Source organism: Gluconobacter sp. Dm-62, from assembly GCF_018256155.1.
In the GTDB taxonomy this organism is placed as follows: domain Bacteria; phylum Pseudomonadota; class Alphaproteobacteria; order Acetobacterales; family Acetobacteraceae; genus Gluconobacter.
This window is the reverse complement of sequence record NZ_JAERLY010000012.1, coordinates 18,449-34,450: the sequence shown is the minus strand read 5'-3', so window position 1 is coordinate 34,450 and position 16,002 is coordinate 18,449. Positions and strand designations below refer to the sequence as shown.

Here is a 16,002-nt window from a genome sequence, read left to right as displayed (position 1 = left end):
AAGTCGGTCCCATAGAGACGATATGCGAGTGCCGGTGAGTACCGCAGAGTAAAGAGAGATCCCGACACGATGCCCCAGATCACTGCAAACACAGCCCATTTCGGAATGCGGCTTGAAGCCGATTTCAAAGAAGAGTCTTTCAGGAAGGTCAAGGAACTCGGAACGACGCCTGCTGACCTGTTTCGGGACGTTCTTGAATATGTCGTCAGAAACAACCGTCTGCCGATCCGCAAGGAAGTCGTGAGCGACGATGATGCCGTTCTTCTTGATCTGGTCAAGAAACGCCTGAAGAACCCGGGGGAAATTATGAGGAACGTGAACCTTGACGATCTACTCGCTGGACATCCCGGACGTCGTAAGGGATGAACTGTACGCGCTGGATTACAGCGTTGCAGAGCGGTTCGTAAAAAAACTCCGCAAGATCCTGCATAACCCGCATGTTCCAAAGAACAAGCTTCGCGGTTTACCGAACTGTTATAAAATCAAACTGCGTGATGATGGCATCCGTGGGGTGTATCAGGTCCACGATCAGGAGATCACGGTTCTTTTGATCGCGGTTGGCAAGCGCGACAAAAGTGCCGTTTACGAAACTGCTAAAGACCGATTGTAAAAAGAGGGGGCCTTATCCCCCTCTTTCGTAAACCGTGCGTCTTACGCAGCGGCCCGCTGCTGTTCATCCATGGCTTCGAGGCGCTCGTACAAGCCCCCGGCAATGCCCTGTCCTGACAGGATTTCATCCACCAGCGCATCCATGACGCCCTGCTGTGCCTGCTCATCCTGAAGAAACGAGCTTTTCATCGCCAGGGCCTTGCGGCGTGCCAGCTCCTTTTCCGCACTCCCGCCTGGGAACACGATGGCAAGGCACCGCAAGGCGCGGCTTGAGGGCATCCGAGCAAAGAGACGCGACCGCAGAGCGGTATCGTTTGGCGTGCTGGAGAAGGCCCAGAGTTCGATGGGGCCGAGCACGTTGACCAAAAGCTGCTCGTATTTGCCCTCTGCCGCGTTCATCACCACGAAGAACGGCGCACCGTTGCGGCCTGGACCGGGCAGGCGGTTCCGCACCACATAGGCGCTGGCAGGCGTGAGCTTGAAGTTCTCAATCATCTCGTTGGCCTCGCGTTCGTCTCCGCATTTCAGGATCCAGCGGGCCGTGGACTGACCCACGAGATCGGCGCTGAAGTCGCCGCTGCGCTGGCTGATGAACGAAAGCTGCACATTGTGCTTACGGCCTTCACGAACGTCGCGGATCGCCTGCTTATCGACCTGCGGGGCCTCCTTGGGACGATGCCACTCCTCAAAATCGAGACGCTTGATCGTCTCCTTCATCTCGGTGAAGCGGCTGCGATGATACTCCCGCACATTCTCGGGCATGATCGGCAGATCCGCATATTCCGGATGTAGGAAGAAGTTCCGGCCGATCAGGTAGCGACCAAGCATATACATCAAGGCCGTCTGCCGGTTTGCACTCTCCGACCCCTGCGGAGCGACCCGGGCCAGATCCAGCACGATGATCCGGGCGTCACCCAGATCAAGCTGGGTCGGCTCGGAGAGCGTCGGATATTTCTTGATCGCCGCCATGATGTAGCGTTCGAACGCATCAATGAGCGTCTCGTGCGTAGGCAGGACGATCTTGGAATAGCGATTGAAGATTTCCGGCGCGCGGGCCGCTGCAATCAGATCCTGAAGAACCGGAACGGCATGACGTTGGGCAATCCCCGCCAGACGATGCTCGCCCGCACCGATCAGGGCCGTCACGACGTCACGCCACCAGGTCGGGTCCGCGCTGTCGAGATCGCCTTCGGCCGCAGCGTGGTGCGGGAGTTGGAGCCCGAGGCGGTGGATAGCCTCATCCACCAGAGGCTCGATGCCTTCGCGGTAGTGCTTCGGATTGCCGCCTGCAACACTCGTGCACTGACGATAGGCCTCCGCAATCACGTCGCCGACGAGCTGGTCCATCCCTTCAAAAGGCTGACCATCAAGGGGTGTGGCCAGGAGGGATACGAAGTTGTCGATAGCGACTTCTTCAAGCGGCAGAGGATATTCGAGCCCCACCTGGAGGTCGAAGATATTGACCTCAAAGCCGGGCGCCATCTGCATTTCCACGAAGATGGCCTCATGGGCACGATCCGGCCCGAGCGCGTTGCGGACCATTTCGATAAAGCCGAGAGACGCATGGCCGATGTCCAGCTTCGCCAGCAGCGGCAGCTTGACGCCATTATTGCCCATGGCCGCAGAACTCAGGAGCAGGCCAAGAAGAATGGTGTTTCCAAGCACCGTCTTACCGCTGCCTGGAGGGGCGACGATAATATCCGCAATATGTTCGCGCACACCGCCGCCAGTCGGATCGAATGGCCAGATCCCGCCGTCGGGTTTACGAAAGATGATGGAGCCTTGTGGGAAGGGGGAGGCGCTTCGCATCCACGGCATCATGCTCATGGCATCCCCGAGAGGCGCAAGAGCCGGAGTGGCTGTGGATCCCAAAGAGAGCACGGGAACCGATCCCATGGCGGCCTCAAGCGGATCACCCGGAACACGGGTGGTCTTGCAGCCGCCCCAGCTTTCGATGCCCTGAGACAGATCGGCCGCACGGCGACGCAGCAGCTTGTCCTCGCCCACGGGTGCCCAAGTGCTGGCGGTCATCCGCATCCGGACGGAATTATGGTTTTCCGTCTCGCGCATTCGTTTGATGGCCTGAAAAGCTCGCGTAATGTCTTTGTTGCCCGGAAACATGCCGAGCATGGTGGCCCCTGTTTCCTTGATGGCGAACGCGGCTTTGCCACCGCCTTCGAGGATCATGGAACTGCGCCAGGGCAGACGCTTGCGGCCCAGAGTGTTGAGCAGTTCCGAGAACGGGCGCGGATCTTCGGGGCCGAGCAGCATGTCCACGGGCGCATAGGTGTAGTCACCGATCGTCACGAGCTGGCCACCCTGATTTTCGGCATCCGCGTTGAAAATCTGATCACGCAGGGACGGCCAGAGCAGATTCTCGGTCGTCGTGCTCTGTTTTTCGTCGTCCGGGAGACGCGGCATCACAGGGTCGCCCACCAGCGTCGGCTTCCAGCCGCTTCCGGCCGTTTCGCGGTAGAGCGTTTCACGCGCCAGCGTGATGGATTCATCGGCCCGTAGCAGCGTCGTGGAGATGCCGAGATTGGACATACTGTCCTGCACACGCGCCACAAACGCATCATGTCGGCCAGCCATCAGCTCGGAACGCAGCGTAAAGCGCTGACCGCTTCCCGCTTTTGGCCAGGCCTTGACCTGCTCTTTCCGTTCGGCCGCCACCTGCTTCTTTTCTTCGCGGGTCAGAACGGCCGGGCGGGTCCACAGGATATAGCAGGCATCTTCCCACCGCATTACCTGAGGCCACCGTAGGCGGCGCTCGTTGATGATGTCGTGGAAGTCGGCATTCATCATGCGTGAAATCTGCTCGCATCCGTTGAGCGCTAGCAGATCCACGGCAACGCGGGCCTGATCCGGATCGGAGATATACCAGCCTTCGATCGCATGGCCGGTGCCTTCGAGCAGGCCCTGAAGCTCGATGCGCTGCTGTTCGGCGACGGCTTCCACGTCTGCACGCGAGCACATGGTGCGCAGACCATTCACACGCAGAACCGAGACGTATTCGCCCCTGAGCGTCACGAGCCGATCCTGATGGGCAGCGTCCGTGTGATTGGTCTCGACATCGCAAAAGGATTCGAGGGGCTGACGAAGAAAGAGGCTCGCGCTGGCAAGCAACTCGGTCAAAAAGCCAGACATTGGAAACTCCGCGTCAGGATGGGGTAAGAGCAAGGGCCTTGTCGAGGAAGGCGGGATAAACGTCAGCGCCAGCGTCAATCAGCTTGCCGGTCGGCAGAATGCGCAGGCCTGCGCGGAGAAGAGCGAGATTGCGTTGGACGGCCTCATCGGCGCTGCCACACAGGCGCATGGCCGTTGTGATCTGACGGATGGAGCCGGATTGCAGACGATGCTCGGCTTCCGCACGTCTGGATTCCAGCAGACGCAGGAGCGTCATGGGCGTCCGGAAAGAGGGGGAAAACTGCGTGCCGAGCAGAGGGTCCGGAATGGCCTTCAGGACGGTGTTCCAGAACTGGCTGTCAGACTGACCCTGTTGTCTCGCCATCAGGCGGAGCGTCTGGTGGGCCGTGCGAACAAGAAACATCAGGCGCGACTGGGAGATTTCCGGCCACCAGACCAGCATGGCCTCGGCGTCGATGGCCGCACGCGACGTGTCCTGCAGGAGATTGCACACCTGGCAGACCCTGAGACCGGCCCTTGAGGCGGGACCAGTCCAGGGAAGACCTGCCCCTGGCGACGGTAGACCGCAGCAGGAGCAGGTGAACGAGCCATCCGACCCGTCTTTCCCGGGCCGGATCTCCTGGTCGAGACCAGGCTGGAGGAAGAACGGATCGGAGGTCATGTCAGCTTACTGGAACTGGTAGCTTTTGGCGGTATTGCTGATTTCAGCATTCCCGTTGGAGGCTGTGTTCGCAGAGTTGTTGATCCACTTCGGACCTGTAGCCGCCACACCGGCCAGAACGAAGCAGACGACGCCGGCAACCGCCATGCCCGGGCGCTTGGTCTCTTCCTTCTGGGACTTGTAGAACAGCACGATACCCGTCACGAGCGCGACGATGGCCAGCGCGTAGAGGGCTGCGGCAGAGCCGACACCGATGGTGTCCGTACCTTCCTGCGCCATGTTCTGGATCTGTTGTCCCAGGCCGTTACTGGAAGCCGTACCACCCGCGGCAGCAAGGGCGGTGCCAGCCATCACCATTGGCAACATGGTCGCTGTCGCAACAGTTGCGCCGATCCTGATGAGTGCGCGGGAAGAGGACGGGGCTGTCTGGGATGTCATGAGTTGTTTCTCCATTGTGAGGGACAATCCCCTCTGCCAACCAATCTGACCGCGTGATCTGCGACTGAGGCGGGCGAGGGGTGTTTTTTTCGTCAGCCCGTTTCAGGGCCAGAAAGAGAGGATCCAGGTGGCATCCTTGACGGGATTGAGGAGCATTACGCCAAAGACGTACTGGATGCCGCAGCCAAGGCGCTCTCGGTTTGAACGGCCTCTTTGGATGGCAAACCAGGTCAGGACGGCGAAGAAGCACGTCCATGCGCCGAACATCTGAAAGAACAGGGCAAAGTCTTTGACGATCGCCAGGATCGCGTCTTTGGGGCCGGTACCGGTGATCAGACTGTCCGCCGTGCTGTAACTGGTCGCCGCGTCGCCCAGAGTGACCTGCACGTCGGTTCCGGCCGAGGCCGTGCTTTTGGTGAGGATGACGTTGAACGAGGCGAAGACACCGCACAGGACGAGCGACAGATAGGGCAGCCACGGCTTGTCCTGCAGGGCCTGAATGGTCGGGTGGTAATACTGATAGATCCCGACAAGGCTGAAGATCAGGCAGCTCACGGCCGCCGCGTAGCAGGCCGTGGGCAGAAGCCAGCCCATGGCAACGGCGATTTCATGGACGAGATTGACAAGGCCTTCCATGCTGGCCTCCTCAGTTCAGGTCGCCATGAGCCGTGTGCAGAACCCAGGTGGCGCCCTGCTGGCTGATGGTCAGGACCGCGCCGTAACCGGGAATGACGGTGCCGACGCCGACCTCGAACTGACGGGCCTGTCCGCTCGGGGCCGCGCTGTCTTCGATCATCGCGAGTTGCGGTGAGGCCGCAACGATCCGGTAGTGATGGATCCAGGCAGGCTTTGGAGCCGGGCCGGCCACGGCGACCGGAGCGGATGAGGCGCTCGACGTCGGGGCCGCAGCCGCAGGCCTGTTCATGGCGGCGCTCAGGGCCGCACGCGCCTTTTCGGCTGCTGAGTGGGCCTGTGCGGCCTCATCCGCACCGGAGTTTTCAGCACCCGTGACGGCGTGATTGGCTTCAATCAGGGAAATCCGGCGTGTCAGATCGTTCAGGCGGTCTTCTTCAGCTTTGCTGCGCCCTGCCAGAGATTGCCGCAGGCTCTCGACCTCGCCCCGCTCGCGTTCGATGACGCGGGCCTCTTCGGTGACGAGCTGAAGCACGTCGATCTGCTGCTGGGTCGCCATGGGCGCGGCCTGAAGGATCTGGGCTGTCTTGACCGGATCGGCAGGAGGTGTGGGCGGAGCAACGGCCAAAGCTTCAGTCCGGGGTGTGTCAGTCTGGGCTGGCGCAGGCTGCGATGCGGCTGACGGCGATGTAACGGCGGCCGCAGGAGGCGCTTTCGGGGACGTCGCTGAGGCGGGCGGGTTTGCCGCAGCTTTCGGATGGCCGAGGGTCTGCATTTCCGCCAGATCGGCGGTTGCAGGAGGGGCCGCCACCGGAGCCGGTTCGGGGGCTTGAGCAACGGTCGGTGCCGACTGATCCATGCCGACTTCCTGGCCAGGCGCGGAGACAGGGTGATGATGGTGCCCACTAGCTGCCAGAATCCCCACGAGAAGGACGCCGCAGATCCCGAGACCCGAACCGCCGTAGAGCTTCTGGCGGGGTGTCAGTGCCTCATAGCGCGAGATGAGGGGCGTGAGAAAGGAAAGGGAGCCGGATGATGCCGGTTCGATCGTGTGACTGTCAGCATAGGCCGTTGCGTCGGCGTCGTGACCGTCCAGATCGTCCGCCACGGTATCGTGGTGAGAAGGCGGCGGGGGTGCGGCCGATGCGGGCTCCATCCGACGCGGAGTGGTGTCGGTGTTCAGGTGATGAACTGTGGAACTCATAAAAAAGATCCTTCTGGCTGAGACTGCCAGAAGGATCGGGGAATGATCTGCGACTGAGTGCGAAATATCAGGGCTTATCGACAACGGGATCCATAAACATCACGCCGACATTCACATTGGCGGCCAGAATGATCCGCGAGCGGGTTGGCGTATCCTGTGTCAGGGCACTGTTAACGGCCGAGGCGGCACTTCCTGCGGCGACGCCGAGCTGCTGGCCCATGTTCAGGCGCTGGATATAGTTCATGCCACCCAGAGCACTGTAGCTGCCGGAGACGTTCGATGTCGTCTCGATGGCCTGGCCGAGGCCCTGCACGAATGCAGCCGCTGCTGGCATCACGAACCGCTGGAAAATCAGGGGATCGACGCTGGAGGCGACACCCTGCTTCATGGTGTCGGGTGCCATCACCACACCGTTGGTTGAGAGATTGTGGCCCTGATGAATGATCTTGTTAACCTGCACGACAAGGAGCTGCTCGTTTCCGGGTGCCCTTGAAACCGTTGCAATCATACGGTCACCGGCGACCGGGCCGCTATCGGCCTCAAGCACAATTTGACCGGACAGGTCGCTGTCCGTTGCGGTGACGGTATGGGCATAGATCCCGCGACCGGCTGGGATCAGGGCGGGTGGAGCCGCTGGATTATGTGAAGCGGTTGCCGCTACGGATGCACCTGCTGCACCACGCGAGGCACCTGTCTTCTCGGCCTGAGGCTGACTCTCCCCTTCTGGTTTGAAAACCGCCTCCTGAAGAGCCGACACAGGGGGGCGGGCCTGAAGGCCGCTTTCGATACGCGCGATCTCGGCGACGTATCGAGCACGGCGCTTTTCACGCTCCTGCTGCTCGGCCTGGGACGTTTCGCCGCTTCCTGAGGCGGAGTAGGCCGGATCTGTCTGGACAAGCGGTGCTTGCGGGGCGCTGTCAATATGGGGCGGCTTGGGAGGCGGTGCTGGAGGCGTAATCGGGGCGCTGTATCCGACTTCCTGCGGCTGCGGGGCCTCAGCCTCATGAGGAAGTACGGCATCCGCCCGTTGTCCGTTATTCCCTCGGGCGACGGCCGGGGCGAGATCGGGGGTGTAGGATTTTCCTTCCCCTTCCGATTTTTGCGCGTCCTCGGCGTTTTGCATCTGGCGCAGACGGTCCTGCTCCGGGTTGGTATTGGTCCCACCTGGGAGAGCGTTCATATTCGCGATCTGACCCGGATTGGACTTGGGCATCTGCTTGGTCTCATGATGTGAGACGGCGAGCACTAGCGCGAGAACCCCGGCAGCCGAGGCTCCGAGCAGAACCAGGCGTCGGTTTCCTCCGCGTGTTGCGCTCGACAGGACGGATTTGAACTTGGGAAGCTTCGGGATCATGGCGTCATGTCCTTGAGAGACGCGGACACCGTCCGACCGGAATCCGACAGAAGAATGTAGGGAGTCTGGCGGAAGGCGTAGAGGGTGTAACCGTCTTCACCACGCTCAGAACTGTCCCAGGCAGGGGTCATGAGTGCCAGCCGGGTGCGGATGTAGAGTTCATTTCCCATCCGCCACGCCCGCACGTCATCAGGGGAGAGACCTTCGACGCTCTGGGGCACGGCAGAGGCCGGAGCGATCCCCGAGAGCATGGCGTTCATAAAGGGTTCTGCCGTGCCAGGGGCGGCTTCCGGACCCATTTCCTGCCTGGCGTTGGGGCCGTCTTCGTTCACGCGCACTGTCAGGTTGTCGTCATAGGTGCCCCGACCGGCCAGAAGCAGGAACGAGATCGGCTTGATGGCGCCTTTGAGCGTGACGAGCAGGCCACCACGCGGAGACAGCGACAGGGGCTCGATGTTGATGGTGTTGCTGCCAGCATAAGGAACGCAGGTGTAAAAACCCGTGGTCTGCACGGCAGGGGAACCCCCTTTGCCCCCGTCAGACGAGCAGTTTTTCAGCCCATCCGGATTGGCGGATGTGCTGGTGGTGTTCCACGCAATCGGCCAGGGTGCTCCCGAGCGATCCACGAACGAGACGGCCGTGGGATAGCCCTTGGTCGTGAAAATCAGCGAAGTCTGCTGGCCGGGTGCGAAAGACACGCGAATGGCCGGGCGGCTTGTCGGAGCCGCGACTTCCGTAGCGACATCCTCACGGGCCTTCTGGTTCTCCTTGAGACGGTTGCCGAGGCGACGGATCATCTCCGGCGTCAGGGGGATGGCCTCATCTTTGGCGGCCTGCTGATCCTGTTGCTCGGCAGAGAGAGGGGGAGACGCTGGTGGGGTCTCCGGACCAGGGGCGGCCGACTGTGCCAGCGCGGTGAAGGGCATAAAGCCCATGAGGCCCAAAAGGGCTAACGAAAAGGAACGGGTTTTCATGGCACGGATCCTCACTGCGGGCTGGCCACAAGCTGGGTGATGGCAATGCCGTCAGGGTGATCAGCGTCATCGACACGCTCGACATGCACGGTTGCAATCAGGGTTTGCGAACTCTGCTGATTGACGTTTTCGCAGGTCTGAACGAAGGGAAACTGCACGACGTAATGGTGATGACCGTTGACCATGCTTTGCTGGCGAATGGTGGCGGCACGCGTCGGCTGCGCGTAGCAGAGCAGCTTGGCCTCTTTCATTTTCGCCAGATTGCCGTCCTGGACGAAGGACTGCGCGAACGTATTCCAGCCATTGATGGTGAAATGCGATCCGGCTGCGTTAAGCTGCGACGGATAATCCCGGTAATTGATGTTGTAGGGCTTGAGCGACCACTTGATGACCCATGACAGGAAATCTTCCTGACTGAGGATCGGGCTGTTCAGTGCGATAGCCGGGCGAGGGGCGTTGATCCCGTCCACGAAGAAATACTTCGGGAGTGGATGATACGACCAGGCACGGGCCAGAAGAACGGCCAGTACAACGACGACACCCGCGAGGGCGATGGACGTCTGCAAGGAACGCTCAACGATCTTTCCCTGAAAATCAGGATCGGTCAGGCGTCGGCTCAGGGATCCCGAGGAGCGGCTCATGGCGCGATGTCTCCGTGGAACGACAGCGGGGCTGCGGATGGCATTTCAAACCTCATGATGACTGTGTCATCGTCACCGTGACCCGTTGATCTGCGACTGAAGCTGAAAAAATGGAGAAATTTGCGGATTAATCGCCCGAGCGCATGACGGCGGTCTGCTGGTGCAAGCGGCTGATACGGCGGCCGTTACGGCGGGTGGTCCAGAAATAGAACCCGGCCTTGCCGAGGCATTCGCGGCGCACGTAATCCATCTTCTTCAGATAGACCTCATACAGGTCCGGATCGAACGTGTTGCGCATGTCTTTCTTGGAGCGGCGCGGCAGATGGAGCCATCCGGACTGACTGACGATGGTGCGATCGGTCAGGAGAAAATCCTCGGCCACAGCGTCAGGGGACTGGTGGGCGAAATGCCGCATGGCCAGTTCGTGCTGCATTTCGATGGACCACCGGGTGGTGCAAGCCTTCCGGCTGAAGCCGATGACCAGCCCGGTTGGTGAGTTCCGGACCTGCCATCTGCGGCCGCGACGCTCTTCTGACGTCAGGCGCGAGGCCTGTTCCCAGGTCAGAACGACGGATGGGTCGGTAGGAGTGGCGGAATGGTCAGTGGCAGGGCGAAGGCTGACGAGCTTTCGTTGCAAGCTGCGGACACTGCGGCCCATTTGCTTGGCAATGCGCTGTAGCCCGACCCGACGCTCGCGATGTGCGAGAAGAGTGGCAACGTCCGCATCAGTCCAGACGACCTCGGCATAGCGCTCTCGTGCAGGTAAACCGAGCGCAGCGCGCTTCTTGCGCACCGCCATGACTGTGCGGTTGAGGCGTTTTGCTATGGTAGGAAGATCTTCACCTTCGGCCCATGCGCGGCTCAACCGGTTGATGTCGAGAAGAGACCACACCCGAGGTCCACTTCTGAGCGGGGTACGCTTGAGAGGCAGCCCTTCCTCTCGCGCAATGGCTTCGATTTCCAGGCGGCTTATGAACAGTGCGGCCGCAATGTGCGCGACGTTTACACCCTGAGAGATCATCTTCCTCAGCAGGAGATTGACTTGATCGGCCGGTCTAAACGGCGCGAGCTTCGATGAAGCAGTGCTGTCTTTAACTCTGCTCGGAAGCCGCAACCCTGAATCGAGATAGGCCTGGGGAGACAGGGCAAATGACGAGGGCAGAGCAGCAGACATCGCTAGGGACACCGTTATCGTTACGAACGGTATCCTTATCTAATGATGATATATAAAACACAAAATAAAACTTCTTTAAACGATAACCTTATTGTTTATGTTAGTTTATGATATCTTTCGTGACGCGCTGTAAGACGTCTAATTTCTCAAAGAGTATCTTTGCCTGTTCAGAAGTAGAGAGGATCCCACGGTAGAGGCCCCGAACACGAAAGAGCGCGAAAGAGGCATCCTCCTTTGGGAATCCTGCGAATAGCAATGCTGTCGGTACGCGCAGGGCCGTTGCTATTTTTAAGAGGGTGTCGAGATTGGGATTTCTCATTCCGATCTCAATGAGATGGATTGCGGGCGCGTGAAGCCCGCTAGCGGTAGCCAAATCAGCACCGCTCAGGCCTCTGGCCAGTCGAATGTCGCGTATTCGTTCGCCAAGTTCTACGAGAACTGGCTGTCTCTTGTCGGGCGGAACTTTTTTAGCCTCGTTAAGAGTATGGTCTGTTTTAATCTTTTCCAATTCTGAAAGGATTTCTAGGAATGAAGATCTATTTTTTTTAAATATAGTACTAAGAGAAAGGCAGTTCTGTAGTTCTTCGTCAGACGCTTGTCCGTCTAGGGGTAATGTTTCATGCCTATCCGGAGGTAATATATTTCCAGGTATTTCTTCAAAACCTTGAATTAGTTTCCATAGAGACGTGTAGGCAGGCGCCTTACCTTTTTCTATGTTTTGAACTGTATTGACTGACAGGCCACTCATAAAGCAAACCCTCACAACATTCAGTTCACGTTTTTCCCGAACCTCGCGTACTCTATCGCCTAACTCAGTCAGATATCCTTCAACAGAATCATCATTTACCTGCGTCTCTGTTTTCTTGTTCATGGCTAATTCTCTCTCTCGGCAGGCTTACGCACCAGACTTCGGGTTCGGATACTGCAAAATACCCATGAGAGCGCCACTGACAACTAAGTTCGTATTGAACATTTCTCCTCAGTCGCATGTTGATATCCGATTTTGAATTTTAAGTTCCTTCAGGAGAAATTGAGTGTTTGTAATTTTGCCTCCCGATCTCGTGCAGTCAGTTCCAGCGAGGCCCAAAGCTGTGTTGACGGAAACGGCCTTTGAAATCAGTCATGCGCCCCCGCCTCTTTCTTCGCCCGCCCCCTCGGGGCCGGTCTCTTTGCCACCTCTCGCAATGCCTTCCGCACAATCCGAGCCGCCGAAGGTGCTTCATCACTTCCGCATGATCTCAGGATATGGCCATCAGGTGCCCCTCTCGTTCGCCGTTCGGCAGATCGTGCCCTTACGAGTGCGTGTTACTTACGGTGCTGGCGTTGATCCGGGTGAGGTCGTGGACTGGCGGGGTGGTCGGGAATGGAACAAGGTTCTGGCCACCACGGTCAGTCCACTCGGCGAGCGTATTGAAGTCGGGCGCGTACACGTCACTATTTTGAAGAAATAAGCGTTAGTCGCAGATCGGACTGCTTCTCTGCTGAGGATTACCCAGGAGAGAGGCATGTCACCAGACGATCTAACACTGCACAGGGAAACCCCGCCGAGTTCTCTGGCCCCTAACCTTGCTCTTGCACGGCACAATTTGCTTGAGCATTTCCGTGTCCGGAATGGACACACTTTCAGCACCGACGGGGCGGTCGTCGCCTCTCTGGCCGACCTTCTTGCGTCCCTTCCCAACGAGGAGCGGCGGACCCTTGTTGCCGAGGTGATCTCGACCGTGGCTGGTGGAGAGGATCTTGTGGCAGTCGCTGTCGCCAGCCGTGCCGACCTTGTCATCTGGACTGACAGTCAGAAGCGGGCAGAACTTTCTGCCCGGGTTTTCTCAGAGGACCGTCTGGCGCTTTTGCGCGATCTTCTCGATCCCGAAGAAGAAAGGTCAGCCGCATGAAACAGGCAACCTTTCTGTTTATCGCCGTTGCTTTATCGTTTCCCGTTGGAGCATCTGCCGCAACACAGGGCAGCCAGGCCTGCGCCACCCTGACACAGGCGGCAGCGGACGCCGTCAACGGGCGGATCAAGGCCAACAATGCTTATGAGAAGCAGCCTGAAAGTGTCAGTGGCCTCTCTTGCCTGGACAAGTTCTTCAGTGGAACGGGCCTCAATCTCCTGACGAACATCGCGAACCCCGCGGCGCTGATCAATGACGTTGTCGGGCAGGTCGAAGGAGAAATCTGCTCGGCCGCCCAGACCGAATGGGACAATACCGTCGGTGCCGCGCAACAATGTGGCCTGAGCCTGAACGGTGTGAAAGTCGGTCTCGGCCTGTCAGGCGGAAACGGCCTCATGTGCCCTTCCCTGAATTTTGGCGGCAGCGGCCCGCAGCTTGCGGCCGGGAGCCTCGGGAATGGCGACTCAAACGGGTATGTCCGGGGGGAGCCGCGTCTGCCGACCGGCTACACCAGCACCTCTCTGGATGGGGTATTCTGATGAAGATCCGCCTCAATCCAACAATCGCAACGATGCTCCTCTGCACGACCGTTCTTGTCGCGATGCCGAAGCCTGCGAACGCGTTCATCGGTGAAGCCGCCGTGGTTGCGGCCATCAGCGGGTTACAAAAATTCACCGGCAACGCGTTGTCTGCCATGACCAAGACGCTGACGTCCCAGATTACCAGCTCAATGGAGAGCCTGAGCAACCCGAATTCCGTTAGCTCCATGCTGAACAAGGGTTTCACTCAGCTCAGTAACTACGAAAAGGCGGGTGTCGCCGCCGAGCAGCGTATTGCGGATGCGTCCAATACAGCGATGGCGGAGTTCGCTCGCCGCCAGCAGGATACCACGATCCGTGATGAGCACATGATGAACCCGGAGTTCTGCACGGGGATTGACGGGTCGCAGGCCACCCAGGGCGCGTCTCAGTCAGCCAGAACGGCAACCCGCGCGATTGCGACGATTACGGACAGTCGTGGAGAGGCCGACGCCGGAACGCCGTCTTACTATGGCAAGGGCCAGGGTGTGGCATCGAGCATGGCGCTGCATGGGCGGCGGTACTGCTCGCAGGAAGACGTCACAGCCGGTCTGTGCTCAGCTCTTTCCCGTCTGCCCAATGCGGACCAACGGGCCATTTCCCTGTTCGGGCAGGATACCCTGTCGGCTGACGGCGGTGTGGACGCTGCGAACGATTACAGCACCACACTTATCCAGCCTGTGGCTCCGGCCGCACTGCGCGGCGAGCAGCTTACGTCCACGTCCGGACGTGAGGCCGCGTTGCGTCGTCGCGCCTACAACGCCCGCATGTCGCTCTCGCGGTATGTGATGAATTTCATCACCTCGCTGGAGATCCCGTCGATCAACCTGACCGACGTGCAGAAAACCGAGATGCAGGCTGAGGGCATGACTGTCTCGGATCAGGCCTCGTGGCTGACCTCGATGAGCCTTGAGGTCAATCGCCGTGTCTCTGGCGTGACCTGGAACAAGAACCTTCAGCAGATGCCGCCCGCGACGGTCATGCGTGAGCTGGCGATCGAGCAGGCGCAGGCCAACTACCTCGCCCTGCAGACTTACCGTCTCGGCCTCTTCCAGTCTTCGCTTGCCGCAACGCAGGTGGCGCAGCACGAGGAGGAAAGCGAGGCCAAGAGACTTGCCCCCATCCCATCCCCTAACGTCAATCCCGGAGGCTGACATGGCCCAGAACGATACGCAGATCCCTGCCCTCGCGGACGTCTTCCAGAGCCTGGAGCGTGTGCGGCCCCAACTTGAGAAGGATGCACCCCAACTGGCCGGGCAGATCACCCTGCTTGCCCAGAAGCATCAGGACCCGGACCTTGCATCTAATGATCGGTTTCGGACCAACGTGGCCTATGTGCTTCAGGACGTCGAGCGTCTGGTTGGGCCTGTCCTGCCGCAGGAGAACGGGCTACGCGCAGAGATGATACAGCGTGCCATGACCGTGCCCGGCCTGTCGTCTGAAACCCTCAAAGGCTTCATGGGACAGACCCCCGACTTTATGGATCAGCGGCTGGTGGACACGGTGCGCTCTGTGTCGGAGCGCGTCGCTTCCATGGGGTCAGATCAGCAGGGCAATCCGGAGCTTGACGAGGGTCTTCAGTCTCTGTCGGAACGGGTTGCGACTGCCGCACGGTTCTCAACGCACGACCCCGACGCGCAGGCCGTTACACAGGACGAACAGGTAGACGTCAGACCCGTGAAACCGGCCTCCGAGTTTGATGGCAGCCCTGAGCCACCACCTTTCGATGATATTCCGGACGCCGCTGAGCCAGAGGACAGTGAGGACCTACGCGTGCAAGAGGCTGAAACCTCAACTCATCCCTCTTCGGGAGAAAAGGCTGATCCACGGATGCACCCTTCTCCTGGTGGTGGCGATCCGGGCGCAGATCAGCCACAGGCCCAACGCCCCGAGCGCCCGGTTGGGACTGAGGCGAACGAGAAAGCTGCGCGGGAAGCATCAAACAAGGGCAGTGCTGACTCAAAAGCGCAAGTTAGACCTAGGCCAGAGAAGGAAGAGGCAAGAACTCCGGAAGAAGAAGCGGATAAAAAGGTCATCTATCAGGTGCGTGGTCCGGGTCTTTTTACCCGTCTCGCTCAGGCCATTCGTCCCGAAGCTGTGCAGCAGACCGTTACACCTGGGTCTAACTGGATGGCAAAGGTGCAGACGATGAATGCGGCTCACGGGCAGCAGGCCGACGCCAACCATCTGGATCAGACGGAAGCGCTCGGCCTGAAGGCGCAGAGTGCTCTGGAAGCCGTGCAGAATACTCCGGCGTCTTCGGTCATGCGGGAAATCGCTGAGGCCGCGAAATCCGAGCCAAACGGCATGGATGGTGTGTTGAGCGAGATGCGACCGGGAGGTCGGCATGAAGGCTTGCAATCGCGATTTCAAGCCGAGCGGAGCACCAATCAGGCGTTCGCAGCGCAACTGAAGGAGGCGGGTGAGGCAGTCGCGGCCTACGGTGCTCATCGTGAGAAAGCTGCCGATATTGGGGTGCAGCGAGGAACAGAGGCTCAGGTCGAGCAGCGCTTCAACGGCCTGGACAGCAAGATTGGCGAGCTTGCCAAGGGGGTGCCGGGAAAGGAAGCCGGGACCAGCATGGTCGAAGACCTCTCCGAGAAGGCCCGTGAGTTGGTGAAAAAGGCGGTTGAGGCCGTCGCCTCTGTTTTCCGGCCGTCCCCTTCTGCGTCAGCCAGCGCAAGCCAGGGATTATAA

At 59.6% G+C, this 16,002-nt stretch carries 17 protein-coding genes; 7 read left to right on the top strand and 10 right to left on the bottom strand.

Annotation, left to right across the window (positions count from 1 at the left end; all coding sequences use genetic code 11):
* Nucleotides 1-69: 69 nt before the first annotated feature.
* Nucleotides 70-366 (top strand): type II toxin-antitoxin system RelB/DinJ family antitoxin, encoded by a 297-nt coding sequence (locus JK202_RS11650; protein ID WP_211561251.1) that lies wholly within the window; start codon nt 70-72, stop codon nt 364-366.
* Nucleotides 323-610 (top strand): type II toxin-antitoxin system RelE/ParE family toxin, encoded by a 288-nt coding sequence (locus JK202_RS11645; protein WP_273498699.1) that lies wholly within the window; start codon nt 323-325, stop codon nt 608-610. The genes JK202_RS11650 and JK202_RS11645 overlap by 44 nt, the downstream gene beginning before the upstream one ends.
* A 41-nt stretch (nt 611-651) precedes the next feature.
* Here the strand turns inward: JK202_RS11645 and JK202_RS11640 are convergent, their stop codons facing one another.
* The 10 genes from JK202_RS11640 to JK202_RS11595 form a co-directional block, all read right to left on the bottom strand.
* Nucleotides 652-3,756, bottom strand: coding sequence for an ATP-binding protein (locus JK202_RS11640; RefSeq protein WP_211561250.1), 3,105 nt, complete (start codon nt 3,754-3,756; stop codon nt 652-654).
* A gap of 13 nt (nt 3,757-3,769) precedes the next feature.
* Nucleotides 3,770-4,249 (bottom strand): hypothetical protein, encoded by a 480-nt coding sequence (locus tag JK202_RS11635; protein WP_211561243.1) that lies wholly within the window; start codon nt 4,247-4,249, stop codon nt 3,770-3,772.
* 174 nt (nt 4,250-4,423) lie between these two features.
* Nucleotides 4,424-4,855: a hypothetical protein gene (locus JK202_RS11630; protein ID WP_211561241.1), complete on the bottom strand. Its 432-nt coding sequence runs from the start codon at nt 4,853-4,855 to the stop codon at nt 4,424-4,426.
* A gap of 102 nt (nt 4,856-4,957) precedes the next feature.
* A complete protein-coding gene (locus JK202_RS11625; RefSeq protein WP_015074964.1) occupies nt 4,958-5,491 on the bottom strand; it encodes a hypothetical protein in 534 nt (177 codons plus the stop codon).
* Between the two features lie 10 nt (nt 5,492-5,501).
* A complete protein-coding gene (locus JK202_RS11620) occupies nt 5,502-6,692 on the bottom strand; it encodes a hypothetical protein (protein ID WP_211561239.1) in 1,191 nt (396 codons plus the stop codon).
* A gap of 67 nt (nt 6,693-6,759) precedes the next feature.
* Nucleotides 6,760-8,046 carry a DotG/IcmE/VirB10 family protein gene (locus JK202_RS11615; protein WP_211561237.1) on the bottom strand — a complete coding sequence of 429 codons (1,287 nt, stop codon included), beginning with the start codon at nt 8,044-8,046 and terminating at the stop codon, nt 6,760-6,762.
* Nucleotides 8,043-9,020 (bottom strand): DotH/IcmK family type IV secretion protein, encoded by a 978-nt coding sequence (locus tag JK202_RS11610; RefSeq protein ID WP_211561235.1) that lies wholly within the window; start codon nt 9,018-9,020, stop codon nt 8,043-8,045. Before JK202_RS11610 ends, JK202_RS11615 begins: the two co-directional genes overlap by 4 nt.
* An 11-nt stretch (nt 9,021-9,031) precedes the next feature.
* Complete coding sequence (locus tag JK202_RS11605) at nt 9,032-9,661, bottom strand: DotI/IcmL/TraM family protein (RefSeq protein ID WP_211561234.1); 630 nt, start codon at nt 9,659-9,661, stop codon at nt 9,032-9,034.
* Between the two features lie 127 nt (nt 9,662-9,788).
* Nucleotides 9,789-10,682, bottom strand: coding sequence for a hypothetical protein (locus JK202_RS11600; RefSeq protein WP_249199994.1), 894 nt, complete (start codon nt 10,680-10,682; stop codon nt 9,789-9,791).
* Between the two features lie 253 nt (nt 10,683-10,935).
* Nucleotides 10,936-11,706, bottom strand: coding sequence for a helix-turn-helix domain-containing protein (locus JK202_RS11595; protein WP_211561233.1), 771 nt, complete (start codon nt 11,704-11,706; stop codon nt 10,936-10,938).
* A 385-nt stretch (nt 11,707-12,091) separates the two neighbouring features.
* On the opposite strand from JK202_RS11595, the gene JK202_RS11590 reads away from it, so the two are divergent.
* From JK202_RS11590 to JK202_RS11570, 5 genes are read left to right on the top strand one after another with little or no spacing between them, the layout of a single operon-like run.
* Nucleotides 12,092-12,286: a hypothetical protein gene (locus JK202_RS11590; RefSeq protein ID WP_349291865.1), complete on the top strand. Its 195-nt coding sequence runs from the start codon at nt 12,092-12,094 to the stop codon at nt 12,284-12,286.
* Nucleotides 12,287-12,340: 54 nt separating this feature from the next.
* On the top strand, nt 12,341-12,727 hold the full coding sequence (locus JK202_RS11585; RefSeq protein WP_211561232.1) for a hypothetical protein: 387 nt from the start codon (nt 12,341-12,343) through the stop codon (nt 12,725-12,727).
* Nucleotides 12,724-13,266, top strand: a complete 543-nt coding sequence (locus JK202_RS11580; protein WP_211561231.1) for a hypothetical protein — start codon at nt 12,724-12,726, stop codon at nt 13,264-13,266. Before JK202_RS11585 ends, JK202_RS11580 begins: the two co-directional genes overlap by 4 nt.
* Nucleotides 13,266-14,459, top strand: coding sequence for a hypothetical protein (locus JK202_RS11575; protein ID WP_211561230.1), 1,194 nt, complete (start codon nt 13,266-13,268; stop codon nt 14,457-14,459). Before JK202_RS11580 ends, JK202_RS11575 begins: the two co-directional genes overlap by 1 nt.
* A gap of 1 nt (nt 14,460) precedes the next feature.
* Entirely contained in the window at nt 14,461-16,002 is a 1,542-nt protein-coding gene (locus tag JK202_RS11570) for a hypothetical protein (RefSeq protein ID WP_211561229.1), read from the top strand.